This window comes from Mesocricetibacter intestinalis (assembly GCF_004363295.1).
GTDB classification, from domain to species: domain Bacteria; phylum Pseudomonadota; class Gammaproteobacteria; order Enterobacterales; family Pasteurellaceae; genus Mesocricetibacter; species Mesocricetibacter intestinalis.
This window is the reverse complement of the sequence record NZ_SNYQ01000001.1, coordinates 387,160-408,646: the sequence shown is the minus strand read 5'-3', so window position 1 is coordinate 408,646 and position 21,487 is coordinate 387,160. Positions and strand designations below refer to the sequence as shown.

Below are 21,487 nucleotides of genomic sequence, written 5' to 3'. Positions count from 1 at the left end.
GTTTATTTAGTTTTCTGCGGCAATTTATCGTCGTTCTTATCTTTATCCTCGTCTTGTTCCTGATAGTCGAAAACCGGCAGCCCCAGTTCGAAATAAATGGCCAGCAAACGCAGAATAAAACCGCTGACTAAGGTAACGATAATAACGATATTGCGCTCCACCTGCAGATGCAGCAAACCGATATAAATAATTGTCGCCAGTAAGGCGATACTGGCATACAGCTCCTTTTGAAACACCAACGGAATACGGTTGCATAATAGATCGCGCAACACCCCACCGAAAGCGCCGGTAATAATCGCCGCAATAGTCGCCACCGTGAAACCATGTCCCATATCCAGCGCCACCTGCGCCCCGATAATGGAAAAAACAATCAACCCCAGCGCATCTAACACCAAAAATATGGTACGGAAATAACGCATCAAATGGCGAATAAAGGGAACGATAAACACGGTCAATATAGCGGCGCTGGCGACAATAATAAAATATTCAGGATGCTTTACCCAGCCCAGAGGATAATGCCCGAGCAGAACATCCCGCACCGAACCGCCGCCGATAGCGGTCATGGAAGCGATAATTACAACCCCGAAAACATCCATTTTTTCACGTCCGGCCGCCAGTGCGCCGGTAATGGCCTCGGCAGTAATACCGATAATATAGAGAATGCTCAACAGCATATATTGTCCTGTTTCGGGCTGATAAAGTGCGGTCAAAAAAACCGATACTTTTTTGGCGTTAATCTTAGCCGCAGAAAACTTAATTTTTACCTAAACAGCGAACCTCATAGGGAGATCCCGATGCAATAAAATCAATGAAATGCGGATTACACATATAAAACCTATTCTGTTATCCGGATGATTTTCATATTGTGCCTTTGCCATCTAACCCTCTAATTTTTTCCGTTTAAAGGAGGGCGAAAATAATAAAAAAATCATCGTATACAGCGACTGCGCTTCATTCTAGCGGAAAATCCGGCAAAAAACTATTTTCGTTTACGCCGCTAAAATATCGGTTTTGTGATTGTGCTAACAGAATTATCCGCGCACTTACTTTATTATAAAGAAAACTCAATCATATCAAGGAGTAAGCTCAATGAAAAAACTGATCAACGGTATCGAACAGGTTCTGCAGGAACAGTTACAGGGATTAAGTAAAGCGCATCCGGAATTGGTTTTACAGGAGGAGCCGCGTTTCGTACGTCGCATCCATAGCCCGATAGCGGGCAAAGTCGCGCTGGTTTCCGGCGGCGGCAGCGGACACGAACCCATGCACGCCGGTTTTGTCGGCGAAGGAATGCTGGACGGCGCCTGTCCGGGAGAAATTTTTACCTCGCCGACGCCGGATCAAATATTTGAATGCGGTTTAGCCGTAGACGGCGGTGCCGGCGTGCTGCTGCTAATCAAAAACTATACCGGCGACGTACTGAACTTTGAAACGGCGGCGGAATTACTTGCTGATAGCGGAATTAAGGTTGCCACCCTATTAATTGATGACGATGTGGCGGTAAAAGACAGTTTGTACACCACCGGAAGACGCGGCGTCGCCAATACCGTTCTGATTGAAAAGCTCCTCGGCGCCGCTGCCGAACAGGGCTATGATCTGGCACAATTGGAAGCATTAGGCAACAAACTGAATGATAACGGGCATTCCATCGGGATCGCCTTAAGTGCCTGTACCGTTCCGGCGGCGGGAAAACCTTCCTTTACCCTCAAAGATAACGAAATGGAATTCGGAGTTGGTATTCACGGAGAACCCGGTATCGAACGGCGTGAATTCATCGATTTGGAACAAACGGTGGCACAGATGTTCGACACCTTGATTGCACATGGCGCCTACGAACGCAATATGCGCCGTTGGGATTCCGGCACCCAGAACTGGCAGGAAATTCGGCGGGCTAAACAGGCATTAAGCGCCGGCGATAAGGTTATCGCACTGGTTAATAATCTCGGCTCCGTTCCTCTTTCCGAACTGTACGGCGTCTATAACCAACTGGAACGGCATTGTCGACAATTCGGTATTAGCATTGAACGTAACTTAATCGGCTCCTATTGTACTTCGCTGGATATGCAGGGAATTTCCATTACCCTGTTAAAAGTAGATGAGGATATCCTGAAATTATGGGACGCACCGGTTAAAACCCCCGCCCTAGGTTGGGGAAAATAAGGAGAACAGCGTGATTTTAACGAAACAACAAATCCTAAACTGGCTGGAAAACTGCCATCATATTTTGAGTGAAAAAAAAGACGAGCTGACCCAACTGGACACCGCTATCGGCGATGGGGATCACGGGGTGAATATGCAACGGGGTTTTGCCAAGGTGGCGGAAACATTGCCTAACATAGCGGATAAAAATATCGGCAGCATACTCAAAAGCGTGGGAATGACCTTACTTTCTCAGGTCGGCGGCGCCAGCGGCCCCTTATACGGAACCTTCTTCATTAAAGGCGGGCAAAGAGTACTCGGAAAAGAAAGTCTCACTTTTGCTGAATTTCACTTACTGCTGCAAGAGGGCGTGCAGGGCATTATTGCACGCGGACGGGCGGAAAGCGGGGATAAAACCATGTGTGATGTATGGCTGCCGCTGCTGAAAGATCTGGAAGGAATGAACGCCGATGCACCGGCGGCGGTAATTTTAAAAGAGGCGCTGCAAAAAGCCGAACAATATTCCGCCGCCACCCTGCCGTTGATTGCAAAAAAAGGCCGAGCCAGCTACCTCGGCTCTCGCAGTGCGGGACATCTTGATCCGGGCGCCGCCTCCACGGTTTATATACTGCGGGCATTATATGATGCGGTGAAACAGGAGTAAGGCAATGGTAAATATCGTTCTGGTTTCCCACAGTGAAAAACTGGCGCTGGGCCTGGCCGAATTATTGGCGCAAATGGCGCAAGATTGTAAAATCGCCGTTGCCGCCGGTATTGATGATGCCGATAATCCCATAGGTACCGATGCGGTAAAAATTATGAATGCGGTGGAAGAAGTCTTTAGTCCGGAGGGGGTCATAATTTTCGTTGATCTCGGCAGCGCCGTTCTGAGTGCCGAAACGGCAATAGATTTGCTACAGGCGGATATGGCGCCCAAGGTAAAAATCAGCTATGCGCCTTTGGTCGAGGGAGCGCTGGCAGCGGTTATCTCCGCCGCAGGCGGTGATGATCTGCAGACCGTACTTGCGGAAGCCGATGCCGCCGCCGAGTTAAAACAGCAACAAGCGGACAAATAACCTCCGCGCAAATAAAAAGCATGAGAAATATAACTTCCCATGCTTTTTTTATCAATTTCCGCAGCGGCGCTTAGTTTTCAAACAACTCTTTATGTAAAGCGCGAACAATATCATCGGCATGTTCGCTGTAGGTCAGCATACAGATATTATTGGTACTCGCACCATAGCTGATCATACGGATATTATAGTTCTCCAGCGTACTGAAAATACGTTTTGCCACCCCGGAAGCAATATGCAGATCATTACCGATTAAGGCTACCAGCGATAATCCGGTATCCACTTTCACCGTGCAAATCTCACTTAACTGGCTTAATAAATCCCGCGAAAGCAAATCCGTTGCGGAAGAAGTAGAACCGGTTTTATCCAAGGTCAGCGCAATACTGACTTCCGAAGTCGTAATAGTATCCACCGAGATTTTATGCTGCGCCAGAATACCGAAAACCTTGGCTAAAAAGCCTTGGGCGTGCAGCATATTCAGGCTGGAAAGGGTCAGCAACGTCTGATCTCGACGCAAAGCTATGGCTCGAAAGGTAGGCCGAGGTTGGGGATCGCGGGTAACCCAGGTACCACCGTCTTGCGGCGCCTTACTGGATCCCACATAAACCGGAATATTGCTGCGCACCGCCGGTAATAAAGTGGCAGGATGCAAAACCTTGGCGCCGAATGTAGCCATTTCCGCCGCTTCCGCAAAGCTCATGGTGTCAATACGCCGAGCCTGTGGTACTACACGCGGATCCGTGGTATAAATGCCCGCTACGTCAGTCCAGATCAGCACATCTTTTGCTTCCAGGATTTCAGCAATCAGAGCCGCCGAATAGTCGGAACCGCCCCGTCCTAAGGTTGTGGTTCTGCCTTTTTCATCACGACCGATAAAGCCTTGGGTAATCACCAACTCGCCGTGATCAATCAAAGGTTTCAGTATCAGCCGGCTATTTTTCAGTGTTTTCTCATCATCCGGTGCGGCCTTACCGAAATTGCTGTTGGTCGCAATCAGATTACGCACATCAAGCCATGTGGCCTGTACATTCAGTTCACGCAGCACCTGAATAAAAATACGGGTGGACATCATCTCGCCGTGGCTGATCAGCTCATCGGTAAGCGCCGGAGAAGTGGCCAGGCTGGCCGCCTCCGATAAGGATTTAATACTTTCCAGTAAACGTTCAATTTCCGGACGCACTAAAGAAGCGTCTGCCAGCTCGTTCAGAATATTTTCCTGAATACGGCGCACCTCAACCAATAGCTGCTCCCGTTTACCCTCATCACAGCCGGCGGCTAATTCCACCAACAAGTTGGTAATACCCGCAGAGGCGGACAACACCACAATCCGCGTATTAGGATCGGCGGTAACGATTTTAGCGCAGGCAACCATGGCGGCATGGTTCGCCACACTGGTACCGCCAAATTTAGCCACTGAAAGATTTCTCATTATTGTATTCCTCTAAAACTCTATCCCTTATCTACCAATAGAGAAAACCCGCCGGGTTGTCAAATAAAGCGGCGAGAAATTTTATATTTATTGAATTTTATTTAATTTATCCAGAATTTTTTGGTGAATGCCGCCGAAACTCCCATTGGACATCACTAAAATATGATCCGTCGGCTGCGCTTCCTTCACGATAAGATCGACCAATTTATCCGGATCTGCCGTCCAGCTTGCCGGCTGTACGCATTTATTAGCGATATCCACCACCTCCCAAGGAATATTCTCCGGCTGCAGTAGAAAAACATGATCGGCACGCACCAGTGCCGGAGCGATTTCATCTTTATGCACACCCATTTTCATACTGTTGGAACGGGGTTCCAGCACGGCCAGAATACGTACGCCGCCGCCGACCTTATCGCGCAGTGCGGTTAAAGTCGCTTGAATTTCCGCCGGGTGATGGGCGAAATCATCATATAGGGTTATGCCGCCCACTTCTCCCTTCACTTCTAAACGGCGCTTGGCATTAATAAAGGAAGCAAGAGCCGCACAAGCATCTTCGACCGCAACCCCGGCATGGTGAGCCGCCGCAATGGCCATTAAGGCATTATGCATATTATGCTGACCCACAATATTCCATTTCACTTCGGCAAGTTTCTCTCCCCGATGAAATACGGAAAAATGGCTGCTGTCGTTACTGATTCGTTCCGCATACCATTCTTGATCCTTACCTAAAAATTGTTTTTCCGACCAGCAGCCCATTTCCAGGGTTTCTTTGGCACTCTGCTCGGCGGCAACGGAAAGTACCAAGCCGCTCTGCGGCATGGTTCGGATCATATGGTGAAACTGGCGTTTAATCGCATTCAAATCATCGAAAATATCCGCATGATCGAAACCGATATTATTAATAATCAGGGTTTTTGGATTGTAATGTACGAATTTAGAACGTTTATCGAAAAATGCGGTGTCATATTCATCCGCTTCTATCACAAATAAATTGCCCTCGCCCAAACGGGAAGACACCCCGAAATTCCCGGAAATACCGCCGATCAAAAAACCCGGTTTTAAGCCGTTCTGTTCCAGAATCCAGGCCAACATTCCCGTCGTTGTGGTTTTTCCGTGCGTACCCGATACCGCCAGCACCCAACGATTGCGTAACAAATTATCATGCAGCCACTGCGGGCCGGAAGTATAAGGCAAACGATTTTCCAACACATATTCCACACATGGATTACCCCGCTTCATCGCATTACCGATAATCACCGTATCCGGCGCAGGCTGTAGTTGCGATACCTCATAACCGGAAATAATATCAATACCGTGCTGCTGTAAAAAAGTAGACATCGGCGGGTAAACATTGGTATCCGATCCGGTAACATGATAGCCCATCTGCTTGGCGATAATTGCCAGACCGCCCATAAAAGTACCGCATATACCGAGAATATGTATGTGTTTTCCTGCCATTGATTTATCTCTTTAATTGAAATTTAAAACGAATTCTGTGTCCAAGATCACATTGTTAAAGATTTGTAATATGAACCTCTGTAATTAGGCTCTATAATAATCCAACTCGTCCGCCTAGTAAACGACGGCGAATAAAAGCATTTTCCTTATATTTATCAAATTGTTATCTACCATTCAGAGCGCAGTATGAAAACATTAGACGAATTTATTGTCGAAAAACAGGCCGAATACCCTCATGCTAAAGGGGCTTTAACCGGAATCCTCTCCTCTATCCGCTTAGTTGCCAAAATCATTCATCGCGATATTAACCGCGCCGGTTTGACCAATAATATTTTGGGCATTTCCGGGGTCGAAAACATTCAGGGCGAAACCCAAATGAAGTTGGATATTTTCGCCCACGAAACCATGAAAAAAGCCTTAATGGCACGGGAAGAAGTGGCGGGTTTTGCCTCCGAAGAAGAAGAAAATTTTGTGGTTTTCGATACGGAACGCGGCCGTAACGCCAAATATATTATCCTGACCGATCCTCTGGACGGTTCTTCCAATATTGACGTCAATGTCGCCGTAGGTACCATCTTCAGCATCTATCGGCGCATATCGCCTATCGGCACACCGGTAACCCTGGAAGACTTTATGCAGCCGGGTAATCGGCAGGTCGCCGCAGGCTATGTGGTTTACGGTTCTTCCACCATGCTGGTTTATACGACCGGAAACGGCGTGAACGGTTTTACCTATGATCCTTCTCTCGGCGTATTCTGTCTTTCCCACGAAAATATTCAGATTCCGCACAGCGGCAAATATTATTCTATCAACGAAGGGCAATATCTGAAATTCCCGCAAGGGGTGAAAAAATATATTAAATATTGCCAAGAAGAGGATAAACAAACTCAGCGCCCTTACACTTCGCGCTATATAGGTTCGCTGGTATCCGATTTCCATCGTAATATGCTGAAAGGCGGTATTTATATCTATCCGCAGGCAACCACCTATCCTCAAGGCAAACTACGTTTGTTATACGAAGGCAATCCGATGGCCTTTATCGCCGAACAGGCGGGCGGAATCGCAAGCGACGGGCAGCAGCGTATTCTGGATATTCAACCTACCGCACTACATCAAAGAACACCGTTGTTTATCGGCTCGAAAGAGATGGTAGAGAAAGCGCAGAGTTTTATGCGCGATTACCCCGAATAAAAATCTCTTCTATCCTAATATCCTGCAAAATGCCGCCGAAACAATATTCCGACGGCATTTTTATATATTGGCGCCCAGATAAGGCATTAACCCATACAACAGCTTATGCGCCGATATAAGCGAAGGTCGCCCACAGCGGGAGAGAGGCACATAGGGTCAGTACGATAAGCAAACTGTTATAGCTCAGGGCTTTATTACGGAACACAGCCTGCGCCGGCATAAAACTGATAAAAATATGCAGCACGAAATAAAGAATCAATGCCGCCTGATTTGCAATCGCAAGGGTCTGATTAAAATAAGCGACGGCCAGTAGCGCTAACACGCATAGTGCATTTAAAAACAATAATCCGCCCTGGCTCAGGCAGAGCAAGGCAATAAATCCCTGTAAACGGTTGCGGGCAACCACCAGCATAATATTCGCCAGAACCGTACCGGCCAGTAACTGAGCGACGGGATTATATTGCAGCCAATCCGATAGCGGCAGACGCACTAACATAATCAAATAGCTCAAGATGCCCAAGGCACCGATTAAAGCGGCCACAATCAGCATCGAACGGCGCATTTGTATATCCTGCGGCGGTTTATTGATACATAAAAACATCAAGATTCCGCACAAACTGATAATATCGGTCAGAATATAATGATAAGTGGAAAAAAAACTCAGTAGAAACCAGCACAGCCAGTAAATCAAAAAATATCGGTTCGCTTTAAGCAGACGGGCGCGCTGTCCGTTGCAAATATCTCCCTTGAGAAAAACCAGAATACACAACAGCTGAGCGCTTAATACGGCAAAGGCAAGATGTGAAAGCGCTTTCGAATGCGCTTGTAAATACAGGGCGAAAACATCGATCAATAAAAAAATCACCAGGGGTAACGCGGAAAAAAAACCGGTTAAAAATTTAGTTTGGTTCTGTTCGGACATATATTTCCATTTGTATAACGAAATCCGCCGAAGGAAAACCGATAAAGTATCTCACCTTATCAATATCAATTCCGCCCGGCTTTACACTGCAACTCGCAGAGAGAATAAAATTTTTCGTATTATGCAGAAATAAAAAAGTGCGGTCAAAAATTTATCCCTTTTTTCAGTTTAAAAAGCATGGACAAATCCCCATATTCGGTTAGACTTAGGCTTTGCATTTTATTCAGGGGCTGTCGGACGGCCGCGGTGGCCGCAACAGCGACCGACCGAGTGCTAAAAAGCATCGACCTCCGGCAGGCCCAAAGGCTAACAATATTTTGACAACATGGAGTAAAACATGTCGCTAAACGGTTCGGATCAGGATCCTTGGGCAAAACCGGGGCAATCGCAGCCTGATAACAATACCTCAAAAGATGACAAAAAATCCGATTGGACTTCAAATTCCGGTAATAAACAGCGGAACCAAGAACAATCTCCGCCGGATATTGAGGAGATTTTTAACAATCTGCTGAAAAAATTAGGCGGTAAAGGCACAGGTAACGGCAATACCTCGAAAGCGCCGAAACCCGCCAACCTTGGAAAACTGCTTCCTCTGGCGGTCGTAATAGGCGCGGTAGTTTGGGGGCTGAGCGGCCTTTATACGGTAAAAGAAGCGGAACGCGGCGTGGTAACCCGTTTCGGCAAACTGCATTCCATCGTACAACCGGGCTTAAACTGGAAACCGACCTTTATCGACCAGGTTACCGCAGTTAATGTGGAAAAAGTGCAGGAACTGAAAACTCAGGGCGCCATGCTGACCCAAGATGAAAATATGGTAAAAGTGGAAATGACCGTACAGTACCGTATTCAGGATCCGGCCAAATATCTGTTCAGTGTTACCAATGCCGATGACAGTCTGAACCAGGCTACCGACAGTGCGCTGCGCTATGTTATCGGCCATATGAGTATGGATAATATCCTGACCACGGGCCGTGCCATCGTCCGTGAAGAAACTTGGAAAGCCCTCAACGATATTATTAAACCTTATGATATGGGGCTTGAAGTAATAGACGTTAACTTCCAGTCCGCTCGTCCGCCGGAAGAAGTCAAAGACGCCTTTGACGATGCGATTAAAGCCCAGGAAGACGAACAGCGCTATATCCGCGAAGCGGAAGCCTACGCCCGTGAACAGGAACCTATTGCACGTGGTGATGCTCAGCGTATCGTAGAAGCCGCCACAGCCTACAAGGATCAAGTGGTACTGAACGCACAGGGGGAAGTGGAACGTTTCCGCCGCTTATTACCTGAATTTAAAGCAGCACCGGAACTGCTGCGCGAACGTCTGTATATTCAATCCATGGAACAGGTTATGGCGAAAACCCCGAAAATCATGATGGACGGCTCTACCGGCAATAATCTCACGGTATTACCGCTGGAACAGATATTGGGTAATAATGCCGCAGCAAAAGCGGAGCCGACACCCAACAAGGAAAACAATACCCTTCCCCGGAACCTAACCACGAATCCCGCCAGAGCGGTATTAAATAATACGACGGAAAACAATAACGCCGTTCGTTCCGATATTCGACAAGGGAGATTTAACTGATGCGTAACTATTTAACCCCGATTATTGTTGTCGTACTGGCATTAATCTATTCTTCCGTTGCCATTATCGACGAAGGTTCGCGCGGAATTATGCTGCGCTTCGGCAAAGTTCAGCGTGATGCGGACAATAAAGTGGTGGTCTACACCCCGGGTCTGCATTTTAAAATCCCGTTTATCGACAGTATCAAGGTCTTGGACGCTCGAATTAAAACCTTGGACGGCCAGGCGGATCGCTTCGTTACCGTAGAGAAAAAAGACCTGTTGGTAGATTCCTATGTGAAATGGCGAATCAGTGATTTCGGTCGCTTCTACACCTCTACCGGCGGCGGCGACAATACGCTGGCATCAAACCTGTTGCGTCGTAAAGTAAACGACCGTTTACGTTCTGAAATCGGCTCGCGTACAATTAAAGATATTGTTTCCGGTACCCGCGGCGAATTAATGGCGGGAGCGAAAAAAGCGCTGAATACCGGGCAGGACAGTACGTCCGAACTGGGTATTGAAGTTATCGACGTGCGGGTAAAACAAATTAACCTGCCGGACGAAGTGTCTTCTTCCATCTACCAGCGTATGCGTGCGGAACGTGATGCGGTGGCGCGCGAACACCGTTCGCAAGGTAAAGAAAAAGCCGCCTTTATTCAGGCCGATGTAGACAGAAAGGTTACCCTGATTCTGGCTAATGCGAATAAAACCGCACAAGAACTGCGCGGTTCCGGCGATGCGACGGCGGCAAAAGTTTATACCGACGCCTTTGCTTCCGAGCCGGAGTTTTATGCCTTCGTGCGTAGCCTGAAAGCCTATGAAAACAGCTTCTCCGATTCAAAAAATATGATGATTCTGAAACCGGACAGCGATTTCTTCCGCTTTATGCAAACACCTGCCAAATAGGCTCATACAAGATAATCATCACAAAGCAAACCTTCGGGTTTGCTTTTTTATCAGCCCATATTTTCCCCGGATAAAACTTCAGCCGCTTTTTCCTTTATATAAAAATCAAAAAAGTAGCGGAATATTTAATTCCCTTTTAGCAAAAGGGGGGAATAACCTAACGCATTTCAATTTGCATTGAGTTCTCACCCGGAAAATAGTAAAGTATGCTCTTCTTATTAAACTGAAGCTAAAGGCGGTAAAACTTATGGGAAAAAGTGTCGTTATCCTCGGCGCCCAATGGGGTGATGAAGGTAAAGGTAAAATCGTCGACCTGTTAACCGATCGAGTAAAATACGTTGTGCGTTATCAGGGCGGTCATAATGCGGGTCATACATTAATCATCAACGGTGAAAAAACCGTACTGCGTTTAATTCCGTCCGGTATTCTGCACGATAACGTAACCTGCTTAATTGGTAACGGCGTCGTTCTTTCTCCCGCCGCACTGATGCAGGAAATGGGCGAACTGGAAAAACGCGGTATTAATGTGCGCGAGCGTTTACTAATTTCCGAAGCCTGCCCCCTGATTCTTCCTTATCATATTGCTATGGATCACGCCCGTGAAGCCGCATTGGGTAATAAAGCCATTGGTACCACAGGCCGTGGTATCGGCCCGGCCTATGAAGACAAGGTCGCGCGCCGCGGTCTGCGCGTCGGTGATTTATTCGATCGGGAAGCCTTTTCCGAAAAATTAAAAAATATTCTTGATTACTACAATTTCCAACTGGTGCATTATTACAAAGCCGAAGCGGTAGATTACCAGAAAACGCTGGACGAAGTATTCGCAGTTGCCGATATTATTACCGCAATGGTGGCGGATATCAGTACCATTCTGGATAATGCGCGCAAGAACGGCGACAATATTCTGTTTGAAGGCGCACAGGGTACCATGCTGGATATCGACCACGGAACCTATCCTTATGTAACCAGTTCCAATACCACTGCCGGCGGTGTCGCCACCGGTGCCGGTTTCGGCCCGCGCAATATCGATTATGTACTGGGCATCGTCAAGGCCTACTGTACCCGTGTCGGCGGCGGCCCTTTCACCACCGAACTCTTTGATAAAATCGGTAACGAAATTGCCCGTAAAGGAAATGAGTTCGGTGCGGTAACCGGACGCCCTCGCCGTTGCGGTTGGTTTGACGCAGTGGCTATGCGCCGTGCAATTCAGGTTAATTCCATTTCAGGTTTCTGTATGACCAAGCTGGATGTTTTAGACGGCTTTGATGAAGTAAAAATCTGCGTCGGCTATAAACTGCCAAACGGAGAAGTGATTGATTATGCGCCTCTCGCAGCAAAAGACTGGGAAGGTATCGAACCGGTTTACGAAACCCTGCCGGGCTGGAAAGAAAATACTTTCCGAGTAACCGACATCAATAAACTGCCGCAAAACACGCGCAATTATATTAAACGTATTGAAGAAGTAACCGGCGTTCCCGTTGATATTCTTTCCACCGGGCCGGATCGAGTTGAAACAATGATTCTACGTGATCCTTTCGCCCTTTAATCAAGCCCGAGACCAAATGACCGCACTTCTTTTATGCGGTCATTTCTTATACTCAAGTAAGGAAACTATATGCTGGTTGAAAATCCTAATGAAAAACCGCAACATAAGCCGCCTCAATATAACCCGCCAAACGCTGATGCGTCTGTCCCCGATAATTTCGCCAACCCTTTTAAGCGCTGGGGGGCTTCGCTACTCAATGCCTTGGTATTTTATATTATGTTATTTTTAGGGGCGCTTTTGGGCAAACTCGGCGCATGGCTTGCCGTTATCGCCTTTTTTATTCTGCAGATTTATTACATGCGCAATTACAATCAAACCTTTGCCAAAAATAAATTAAATCTTCAGGTACTGGACTATGCCACCCGCCGGCCCATAGCCTTCCCACGCTACCTTTTCCGCGAGCTTCTTGACGTTATCTTCTCGCTATTAAGCCTGCCGATTCTGATTAGCGCCGTTATTGCCTTTGTCAGTAAGGAAAAACGCTCGCTCACGGATATGATTATGTCCACCATTGTGGTTAATAAAAACTCACTCTGATAAAAATCAGGCAAAAAATAACCGCACTTTTATAGTGCGGTTATTTATATTAAGAAAAATCCAGCCTAATTGCTTTTTTCCGCAGCCAATACACCGTACCAGTTTTCAGCCTTAACCGAGCCGACCAAATAGCGATAATCCTTTTTATCCTTAGCGGAATCAACAAAATGTACATCCATAGAGGCTTTATCCCGCACCAATGCACCGCCTTCAAGATATTGTGTTGGAGTTAATGTCAAGGTGCCGTCAATAGGGCCTTTTTCAATTTTAAATAAATCCCCTTCTCCTCCGGATTGATAAATCTGGCCGCGACTGATTTTACCACCTTGAAATTCAATATTAACCGTTGCGGTATTAATCACATTATCCAAACTGCCGCCTTTCTGATCCAAGCGGCTGATGCTATACATAAAGCCATCTTCTTTATAATATTTCGCCGTAAGATTCTCAGGCACATCTTGATTTTCCAAAGAACGCTCAAACCCATAAATATAATTTACAAATAAATCTTTACTATCCGGGGTAATTTCACGGAAATAACCGAAGAAAGCCTCGCTCTTATTATTTTTATCGATGGATTTAAGCTCATAGCTACCGTTCTCCGCTTTGGCGGGTACAGCAACCTCAATAAGTGTTTGTTTCAGAATTTCTTCACCCAGATTATTTTTTCCCCCCTGTTCAACCTTATATATAAGTACTCTGTCTTTAGTAATCAGATGTGAAGAATTAACCCGATATGACCCGGTATGATTTACTGACAATACCGAATATCCTGTTTCCTGCGGCATATCCGGTTGCTTAGGCGCCGGCTCAGGTTGATTCTGTGGCGGTATTTCCGGTTTCGCCGACGGCGGCGCTTCAGGATTCTGTTGCGGCGGTTGCGGCAGTTTCGGGCCGCTATCCGGTCGCTGAGGCTGCGGCGGTTGCTGACCCTTATCCGGCTGCTGAGGCTGTTGCGGTTGCTGCCCCTGAGGCGGTGTTTGTTGCGGCGGCCGATTGCTGCGCGGCGGATTTTGCGGGACGTTATTGCCACCGCCACCACCGGAACAGGCGGCTAAGCAGGCAGATAAACAAAGTGCGGAGAATAGTTTTTTATAATCTTTCATAATTTTTTCCCTAAAATATAAATAAATTCCTTATTGCTTTGTGATAAAAAGAGTTAAAAAAGTGCGGTGATTTTTAACCGAAGTTTTTTATTGCTTCTCGGCAGCTAGCACACCGTACCAGTTTTCAGCCTTAACCGAGCCGACCAAATAGCGATAATCCTTTTTATCCTTAGCGGAATCAACAAAATGTCCCTCCAATACGGCCTTATCGCCTTGTAAGTTACCACTGCCTAGATGTTCCGTCGGAGTTAAAACCAGTTGATTAACCGTTGCGCCTTTTTCAATTGTAAACAAATCGCTGGCACCGCCCGATTGATAAATATGTCCTTTACTGATTTTACCGTTCTGAAATTCAATATTTACCGTGGCAGTATTTACCACATTATCCAGGCTGCCGCCTTGCTGATTCAAACGGCGCAAGCTATACATAAAACCGTTTTCTTTATAATATTTGGCCGTAAGATTCTCAGGCACATTTTTATTTTCCAAAGAACGCTCAAACCCATAAATATAATTTACAAATAAATTCTTACTATCCGGAGTAATTTCTCGGAAATAACCGAAGAAAGCCTCGCTCTCATTATTTTTATCTATGGATTTAAGCTCATAGTTACCGTTCTCCGCTTTGGCGGGTACAGCAACCGTAATTTCCTCTTGTTCTAAAATATCTTCACCTAGGCTATTTTTACTTCCCTTTACAATATCATACACAGGTACCTTATTTTTAGTTACCGGAAGTTTAGCTGTATATGAACCGGTATGATTTACTTTTAATACCGAATATCCTGTTTCCCGCGGCGTATCCGGTTGCTTAGGCGCCGGCTCAGGTTGATTCTGTGGCGGTATTTCCGGTTTCGCCGGCGGTGGTGCTTCAGGATTCTGTTGCGGAGGTTGCGGCAATTGCGGTCCGCTATCCGGTCGCTGAGGCTGCGGCGGTTGCTGACCCTTATCCGGCTGCTGAGGCTGTTGCGGTTGCTGCCCCTGAGGCGGTGTTTGTTGCGGTGGCTGGTTGCCGCGCGGCGGATTTTGCGGGGTATTATTGCCACCGCCGCCACCGGAACAGGCGGCTAAGCAGGCGGATAAACAAAGTGCGGAAAATAGTTTTTTATAATCTTTCATTATTTTTTCCCTAAAATATAAATAAATTTCCTATTGCTTTGTGATAAAAAGGGTTAAAAAAGTGCGGTGATTTTTAACCGAAGTTTTTTATTGCTTCTCGGCAGCTAGCACACCGTACCAGTTTTCAGCCTTAACCGAGCCGACCAGATACTTATAATCATTAGTACCTTTACTTGAATTTAGATAATGTATATCAGCAACACCTTTATCTAGTTTAATTCCTCTATTCTCATTTAAAAAAGAATCAGTGGGGGTAATAATAAACTGTTTTACTGAGCTACCCTGTTTAATATCAAACTGTTTCACTCCTAAGTTAGGATAGGTTATTTCGCCTTGAGAAATCTTACCATTATGAAATTTAATACTCACATCACTTTTAAATACACCATCATATCCTAAATTTCCATTTCCTATCATTTGAGCCACAGTATATAAAAAACCTCCTTTTTTCTTATAAGTGGCAGTAATATCTGATGGTAAAACACTATTCTCAAGTGTGCGATCAAATCCATAAGCAAAATTTAAAAATATATTATTATTTTCATTAAGATCCGTGTAGTAACCAAAGAAACCTCGCTCCCCTAATAAACTTAACTCATAGCTAAATTCATTATTAACTACCGGCGCTTTAACTCTAACACTTTCCTTTTTATTAATAACTTTCTCGCCATTACGTGTAAAACTAATATTATAAACAGGAATAGAATCTTTACTGATATCACTCGCATTATTCCAGTACATATCTTTATTTATCCCCTTGCTATTTACCGTTTCGGTAAAATAACCTTGAGCTTCCACTTGAGGAGCTTCTACCTTTGGCGGTTGTTGCGGATTACGTTCGCTATCCGGCAATTTAGGTTGCTCTGGCTTTTTACCACTTTCCGGCGACTGAGGCTGCTCAGGTTTTTTATCCGGCGATTGAGATGGCGGTATTTGTTGCGGTGGCTGGTTGCTGCGTGGCGGATTTTGCGGGGCGTTATTGCCGCCGCCACCGGAACAAGCGGCTAAGCAAGCAGATAAAAAAAGAGCGGATAAGCATTTTTTATAATCTTTCATAATTTTTTCCCTAAAATATAAATAAATTCCTTATTATTAGATAGAAAGAGGCTGAAAATAAAAGTGCGGTTATTTTCAGCCGAAGTTTTTTATTGTTTCTCAGCTGCTAGCACACCGTACCAGTTTTTTGCCTCCACCGTTCCCACTAGATATTTATAATCATTAGTATCTTTACTTGAATTTAGATAATGTATATCGGCAGTACTATTATCCCCTTGTAAAATATTTTTATCTATATTAGCATTAGCGGTAGGTTTTATAATTAATTGATTTACAGATTTTCCCTTTTCTATATCAAATAATTTAACACTACCATTTCCAGAAGTTATTTCACCCTTTTCAATATTTCCATTTCTAAAAACAATATTTACATTTCCTCCAGAATGGACACCTCCACCATACTGATTAGGTATTTTTGTGAAAAATAAAAAACCATTTTCTTTAGTATAATTAGCCGTAATATTGCTTGGAACATTTTTATTTTCTAAATTTTTATCAAAGCCATAAGCATAATTAATAGCATATTCTCCATTATTACCAATACTAGTATAATGACCATAAAAAGCATTATTGCCTAATAGACTCATGTCATAATATGCTTCTACTGCAGGAGCTTTGATTCTTTGTAGTTCTTTAGTTAAAACCTCCTCTGTATTTATGCGCTGTATTTTATATACAGGTATAGAATCCTTAGTTATATTGGTAGCTGATTTCCAAACTGAATCCGCATTTTTACCATCTTTATTAATTGTTTCGGTAAAATAGCCTTTAGCTTCCGGTTGAGGTGCTTCAACCTTTGGCGGTTGCGGTAGTATAGGATTGGTTTGCGGCGGTTGTTGCGGATCGCGTCCGCTATCCGGCAATTTAGGTTGTTCTGGCTTTTTACCACTTTCCGGCAACTGAGGTTGCGGATTTTTCCCCTTATCCGGCTGCTGAGGCTGTTGCGGTTGCTGCCCCTGAGGCGGTGTTTGTTGCGGCGGCTGATTGCCGCGCGGCGGATTTTGCGGGGTATTATTGCCACCGCCGCCACCAGAACAGGCGGCTAAGCAGGCGGATAAACAAAGTGCGGAGAATAGTTTTTTATAATCTTTCATAATTTTTCCCTAAAATACAGATAAATTCCTTAATATTGTTTAATGCTAAGGCTGAAAATAAAAGTGCGGTTATTTTCAGCCGAAGTTTTTTATTGTTTCTCTGCTGTCAATAGGCCATACCAACCTTTTGCATCTACCGTTCCTACCAGATATTTATTATCGTTAGCATCTTTAGTTGAATTTAGATAATGTACGTTAGCAATTCCTTTATCAGTATTAGTTATAAAAGAATCTTTTTCAGGAGTAATAACCAGGTGATTTATTGATTCTCCATTTTCTATTTTAAATAAATTCAGTAAACCGTCAGTAGAAGTTATTTCACCCTTAGTAATTTTACCATTTTTAAATTCTATATTTACATCACCACGACTATAACCAAAATCTCTACTAGTATCAGAAGGCGATTTTTTCTTCTTTGCCTTATATAAAAAACCATCTTTCTTGCTATATATAGAAGAAATATTCTCCGCTATATTTTTATTTTCAAGCTCCGGATTAAATCCATAAGCAAAATTAATAATTTCATTATTATTCTTATCTAAATCAGAATAATAACCATAGAAGCCTTCGCTTGCCAATAAATCGAATTTATAAACACCTATTTCACCATGAATACCCTTACCGGTAATAATGCCATACGAAGGTACACCAACAATAACAGCTTCCTTAAATAACTTTCTATTAGCTGCATCAGGAAAATCTATATTATAAACAGGTAAAGTATTTTTATTTATTTTTGCGGAATTCCAACGCATATCCTTATTTTTACCATCTTTATTTACCGTTTCGGTAAAATAAGCTTTAGCCTCCGGTTGAGGTGCTTCTACCTTTGGTGGTTGCTGCGGATTGACTCCGCTATCCGGCAATTTAGGTTGCTCTGGCTTTTTACCACTTTCCGGCGACTGAGGTTGCGGATTTTTCCCCTTATCCGGCTGCTGAGGCTGTTGCGGTTGCTGCCCCTGAGGCGGTGTTTGTTGCGGCGGCTGATTGCCGCGCGGCGGATTTTGCGGGGTATTATTGCCACCGCCGCCACCGGAACAGGCGGCTAAGCAGGCGGATAAACAAAGTGCGGAGAATAGTTTTTTATAATCTTTCATAATTTTTCCCTAAAATACAGATAAATTCCTTAATATTGTTTAATGCTAAGGCTGAAAATAAAAGTGCGGTTATTTTCAGCCGAAGTTTTTTTATTGTTTCTCTGCTGTCAATAGGCCATACCAACCTTTTGCATCTACCGTTCCTACCAGATATTTATTATCGTTAGCATCTTTAGTTGAATTTAGATAATGTATATCGGCAGTACCTTTATCAGTATCTTTTATAAAACTATTATTTTTAGGCGTAAAAATCAATTGATTTATTGTTTTTCCTTTTTCCACTTCAAATAACTGAACATGTTTTCCCTTTTCTTTTTTTGATATTTCGCCTTTTATAATTTCTCCATTTGCAAATTGAATATTAACATCCGCAACATCAACATTACCAGAGTGATGTTTTTCTACATTACTGTTCCTTATCGTATATGAAAAACCATTAGACTTACTATAGTTAGCAGTGATATTTGATGGTACATTTTTATTTTCTATTTGAGGACTAAAAGCATAAAAATAATTCGAAAATAGAATATTTTCATTATCTAAATTAAAATAATACCCGTAAAAAAAATCATCGTCTAAAAGAGTGATATCATGATGATTATTATTAGTTTTTTTACTCGGTGCCTTAACAATTACTTCTTCCTTTACGAAAGAATAATTACCATTCGTATCCTCAATAAAATCTATATCATATACAGGTATAAAATCTTTTTTTATTGCAGAGGAATTCCAACGCATATCCTTATTTTGACCATCTTTATTTACCGTTTCGGTAAAATAAGCTTTAGCTTCCGGTTGAGGTGCTTCTACCTTTGGCGGTTGCGGTGGTATAGGATTGGTTTGCGGCGGTTGCTGAGGATTGCGCCCGCTATCCGGCAATTTAGGTTGTTCTGGCTTTTTACCACTTTCCGGCGACTGAGGTTGCTCAGTTTTTTTGTCCGGCGATTGAGGTTGCGGATTTTTCTTCTGAGGCGGTATTTGTTGCGGCGGCTGGTTGCCGCGCGGCGGATTTTGCGGGGCATTATTGCCACCGCCACCACCGGAACAGGCGGCTAAACAGGCGGATAAGCAAAATACGGATAATAAGACTTTATAATTTTTCATTATTTTTCCTTAAATAAAAGATATATTCCCTTAAATTTTTAATAAAGGGCTGAAAATAACCGTAATGTTATTTTCAGCCTGATTTTTATTGTTTTTCAGCGGCCAATACGCCGTACCAGTTATTTGCTTTTACCGTACCTACTAGGTATTTGTGATCGTTTTTATCTTTAGCCGAGTTCAGATAATTCACGTCTGCAATCCCTTTATCCTTGGTTAAGCTGCCGAAAGCCGAAGGATCTGTAGGGGTAAATACAAGTTGATTAATAGAATTTCCTTTTTCTATTTTAAATAGCTGTTCTTTGCTTGATGGATCCAATATTTCTCCTTTTACAATATTACCTTTTTGGAATTGAATATTTACATCGGCTTTTGAAACACTGGAATCCCTTAGATTTTTACCTATCTCAGGATAATCCAGGGTATAAACAAAGCCGCCTTGCTTACTATAAGTTGCTGTCATATCAGCGGGAACATTTTTATTTTCCAGAGACTTATCAAAGCCATAAGCATAATTCACAAAAATCTGTCCTCTATGCGTATTAAAGTAATACCCATAGAATCCTTCCTGGCCTAATAAGTCAAATTTATAACTATTAAATCTGCCGCGATCTTTAGCCTTAGCTATTATCTCTTGTTTATGATCTAGGATAATTCGACCTTTTCTATCCTTGATCCGAGATATTTCATAAACGGGAATTGCATCCTTGGTAATATTCTGGGTACTATTCCAGCGGCTATCTTTATTTTTGCCGTCTTTATTAACAGTTTCGGTAAAGTACTCAGGTTTAGCCGGTGGTATATCCGGTTTCGGCGGTTGTGGCCGTTCAGGCATAGGACCGCCGGGAGGCGTTTGCTGCGGCGGTTTATTTCCACCGCCACCACCACCGGAACAAGCGGCCAAAAGTGCCGACAGGCAGAATATGGACAATAGTTTTTTATAATCTTTCATATGTTTTCTCCCTAAAATATTAATTTCCCTATAAAGATTATGTCGATGAAATATAAACCCGTTGTAAACAATGGGTTTAACCATAAAAGGAGCATATTATTTATTGCCTAATAAGCTCCCAAGCTATCAGCCTTAATTTTCAATCCTTGAAAAATAAGGCTGAAATTCTACGGCGAATTACTGCTTCTCCGCCGCAAGTACCCCATACCAATTTTTCCCTTCAACGTTACCTACCAGATATTTATTATCATTGGCACCTTGCGCTGAATTTACGTAATGTACGTTGGCTGTTCCCTTATCATCTTTGAGTTTACCTTCCGCCAGATGCTCTGTCGGAGTAATCAATAATTGTCTGACCGAATCCCCTTTCTCCACTTTAAATAACTGGGTCGTATTACCATTAGAAGCTGTTACGGAAATTTCTCCCTTGCTAATTTTTCCATTTTTAAACTGGATATTAACATCTGCCGTGGAACGGCTTTCATGGATATCCGCAGATTCGATACCTTTCAAGGTGTAAAGGAAACCGTTCTTTTTACTATAAGTCGCACTTATATCTTCTAAGCTGTTTTTATTTTCACGCGCTTCCTCAAAGCCATAGGCATAGGTTACGAATAAATCGTTTCTACCCTGTAAATCATAGTAATAGCCGAAGAATCCTTCGCTCCCTGTTCCCAATAGATCAAATTTATAGTTCACTACCCTTGCATCAGGCACGCTAACTGTTGTTTGCTCTTTCACCAGAAGAATTTCTCCCTTCTGATCTAAGGTGGCGCTGATATTGTAAACGGGAATAGCATCCTTGCTGATATTCTGGGTAGTTTTCCAGCGTTGATCTTTATCTTTACCCAGTTTACTTATCGTACCGGTCAGGTATGCTGGTTTTTCCGGCGGCTTAGGATTATCCGCTCTTGGCGGTAGTTCAGGTGGCGGCGACTTAGGTGGCTGAGGCTGTGGTTGCGGCTGCGGCTGCGGCTGAGGTTGTGGCTGCGGCTGAGGCTGAGGTTGCGGCTGAGGTTGTGGCTGCGGCTGAGGCTGCTGCCCCTTACCCGGCGGAGTTTGTTGCTGAGGCGGAAAATCAATACCGCCGCTGTTGGAACAAGCGCTTAAAAAAGCTGATAAACACAGCGTGGATAAGAGCAATTTATAGTTTTTTTGCATAAGTGTTTCTCCTTAAACCGAAGGACTGATTTCC

20 protein-coding genes are annotated in these 21,487 nt (G+C 44.0%); 8 read left to right on the top strand and 12 right to left on the bottom strand.

The window, feature by feature from the left end; all coding sequences use genetic code 11:
- Nucleotides 1-2: 2 nt before the first annotated feature.
- Complete coding sequence (locus tag EDC45_RS01875) at nucleotides 3-674, bottom strand: trimeric intracellular cation channel family protein (RefSeq protein ID WP_133542895.1); 672 nt, start codon at nucleotides 672-674, stop codon at nucleotides 3-5.
- Nucleotides 675-1,089: 415 nt separating this feature from the next.
- Here EDC45_RS01875 and dhaK point away from each other — a divergent pair, with 415 nt between their 5' ends.
- Genes dhaK through dhaM form a run of 3 tightly spaced genes read left to right on the top strand, consistent with a single transcriptional unit; the run spans nucleotide 1,090 to nucleotide 3,215 of the window.
- Nucleotides 1,090-2,160, top strand: a complete 1,071-nt coding sequence (gene dhaK / locus EDC45_RS01870) for a dihydroxyacetone kinase subunit DhaK (protein WP_133542893.1) — start codon at nucleotides 1,090-1,092, stop codon at nucleotides 2,158-2,160.
- A gap of 10 nt (nucleotides 2,161-2,170) precedes the next feature.
- Nucleotides 2,171-2,803 carry a dihydroxyacetone kinase subunit DhaL gene (dhaL, locus tag EDC45_RS01865; protein ID WP_133542891.1) on the top strand — a complete coding sequence of 211 codons (633 nt, stop codon included), beginning with the start codon at nucleotides 2,171-2,173 and terminating at the stop codon, nucleotides 2,801-2,803.
- Nucleotides 2,804-2,807: 4 nt separating this feature from the next.
- A complete protein-coding gene (gene dhaM / locus EDC45_RS01860; RefSeq protein WP_133542889.1) occupies nucleotides 2,808-3,215 on the top strand; it encodes a dihydroxyacetone kinase phosphoryl donor subunit DhaM in 408 nt (135 codons plus the stop codon).
- Nucleotides 3,216-3,285: 70 nt separating this feature from the next.
- Here the strand turns inward: dhaM and lysC are convergent, their stop codons facing one another.
- Both lysC and mpl read right to left on the bottom strand, forming a co-directional pair.
- Complete coding sequence (lysC, locus tag EDC45_RS01855; RefSeq protein ID WP_133542887.1) at nucleotides 3,286-4,641, bottom strand: lysine-sensitive aspartokinase 3; 1,356 nt, start codon at nucleotides 4,639-4,641, stop codon at nucleotides 3,286-3,288.
- An 87-nt stretch (nucleotides 4,642-4,728) separates the two neighbouring features.
- Nucleotides 4,729-6,099 (bottom strand): UDP-N-acetylmuramate:L-alanyl-gamma-D-glutamyl-meso-diaminopimelate ligase, encoded by a 1,371-nt coding sequence (gene mpl / locus EDC45_RS01850; RefSeq protein WP_133542885.1) that lies wholly within the window; start codon nucleotides 6,097-6,099, stop codon nucleotides 4,729-4,731.
- A 186-nt stretch (nucleotides 6,100-6,285) separates the two neighbouring features.
- On the opposite strand from mpl, the gene fbp reads away from it, so the two are divergent.
- Nucleotides 6,286-7,290, top strand: a complete 1,005-nt coding sequence (fbp, locus tag EDC45_RS01845) for a class 1 fructose-bisphosphatase (RefSeq protein ID WP_133542883.1) — start codon at nucleotides 6,286-6,288, stop codon at nucleotides 7,288-7,290.
- A 103-nt stretch (nucleotides 7,291-7,393) separates the two neighbouring features.
- Here fbp and EDC45_RS01840 read toward each other — a convergent pair whose 3' ends face one another.
- On the bottom strand, nucleotides 7,394-8,212 hold the full coding sequence (locus EDC45_RS01840) for a hypothetical protein (protein WP_133542881.1): 819 nt from the start codon (nucleotides 8,210-8,212) through the stop codon (nucleotides 7,394-7,396).
- Nucleotides 8,213-8,549: 337 nt separating this feature from the next.
- Here EDC45_RS01840 and hflK point away from each other — a divergent pair, with 337 nt between their 5' ends.
- From hflK to EDC45_RS01820, 4 genes are all read left to right on the top strand, one after another.
- On the top strand, nucleotides 8,550-9,797 hold the full coding sequence (hflK, locus tag EDC45_RS01835; RefSeq protein ID WP_133542879.1) for an FtsH protease activity modulator HflK: 1,248 nt from the start codon (nucleotides 8,550-8,552) through the stop codon (nucleotides 9,795-9,797).
- The gene (gene hflC, locus EDC45_RS01830; RefSeq protein ID WP_133542877.1) at nucleotides 9,797-10,684 is read left to right on the top strand and encodes a protease modulator HflC; all 888 of its coding nucleotides are present in this window, start codon (nucleotides 9,797-9,799) and stop codon (nucleotides 10,682-10,684) included. Before hflK ends, hflC begins: the two co-directional genes overlap by 1 nt.
- A 247-nt stretch (nucleotides 10,685-10,931) precedes the next feature.
- Entirely contained in the window at nucleotides 10,932-12,230 is a 1,299-nt protein-coding gene (purA, locus tag EDC45_RS01825) for an adenylosuccinate synthase (RefSeq protein WP_133542875.1), read from the top strand.
- A 69-nt stretch (nucleotides 12,231-12,299) separates the two neighbouring features.
- Nucleotides 12,300-12,767, top strand: coding sequence for an RDD family protein (locus tag EDC45_RS01820; protein WP_133542873.1), 468 nt, complete (start codon nucleotides 12,300-12,302; stop codon nucleotides 12,765-12,767).
- Between the two features lie 65 nt (nucleotides 12,768-12,832).
- On the opposite strand, the gene EDC45_RS01815 is transcribed toward EDC45_RS01820, so the two are convergent.
- The 8 genes from EDC45_RS01815 to EDC45_RS01780 all read right to left on the bottom strand — a co-directional run bounded on the left by EDC45_RS01815 (nucleotide 12,833) and on the right by EDC45_RS01780 (nucleotide 21,453).
- The gene (locus tag EDC45_RS01815; protein WP_133542871.1) at nucleotides 12,833-13,873 is read right to left on the bottom strand and encodes a hypothetical protein; all 1,041 of its coding nucleotides are present in this window, start codon (nucleotides 13,871-13,873) and stop codon (nucleotides 12,833-12,835) included.
- Nucleotides 13,874-13,960: 87 nt separating this feature from the next.
- Complete coding sequence (locus EDC45_RS01810) at nucleotides 13,961-14,992, bottom strand: hypothetical protein (RefSeq protein WP_133542869.1); 1,032 nt, start codon at nucleotides 14,990-14,992, stop codon at nucleotides 13,961-13,963.
- Nucleotides 14,993-15,079: 87 nt separating this feature from the next.
- A complete protein-coding gene (locus EDC45_RS01805; RefSeq protein WP_133542867.1) occupies nucleotides 15,080-16,048 on the bottom strand; it encodes a superantigen-like protein SSL4 in 969 nt (322 codons plus the stop codon).
- Between the two features lie 89 nt (nucleotides 16,049-16,137).
- Nucleotides 16,138-17,142 carry a hypothetical protein gene (locus tag EDC45_RS01800; RefSeq protein WP_133542865.1) on the bottom strand — a complete coding sequence of 335 codons (1,005 nt, stop codon included), beginning with the start codon at nucleotides 17,140-17,142 and terminating at the stop codon, nucleotides 16,138-16,140.
- A gap of 89 nt (nucleotides 17,143-17,231) precedes the next feature.
- Nucleotides 17,232-18,239 carry a hypothetical protein gene (locus tag EDC45_RS01795; RefSeq protein ID WP_133542863.1) on the bottom strand — a complete coding sequence of 336 codons (1,008 nt, stop codon included), beginning with the start codon at nucleotides 18,237-18,239 and terminating at the stop codon, nucleotides 17,232-17,234.
- Nucleotides 18,240-18,329: 90 nt separating this feature from the next.
- On the bottom strand, nucleotides 18,330-19,343 hold the full coding sequence (locus tag EDC45_RS01790; protein WP_133542861.1) for a proline-rich domain-containing protein: 1,014 nt from the start codon (nucleotides 19,341-19,343) through the stop codon (nucleotides 18,330-18,332).
- Between the two features lie 85 nt (nucleotides 19,344-19,428).
- Nucleotides 19,429-20,292: a hypothetical protein gene (locus EDC45_RS01785; protein WP_133542860.1), complete on the bottom strand. Its 864-nt coding sequence runs from the start codon at nucleotides 20,290-20,292 to the stop codon at nucleotides 19,429-19,431.
- 177 nt (nucleotides 20,293-20,469) lie between these two features.
- On the bottom strand, nucleotides 20,470-21,453 hold the full coding sequence (locus EDC45_RS01780; protein WP_133542859.1) for a hypothetical protein: 984 nt from the start codon (nucleotides 21,451-21,453) through the stop codon (nucleotides 20,470-20,472).
- Between the last annotated feature and the right edge of the window lie 34 nt (nucleotides 21,454-21,487).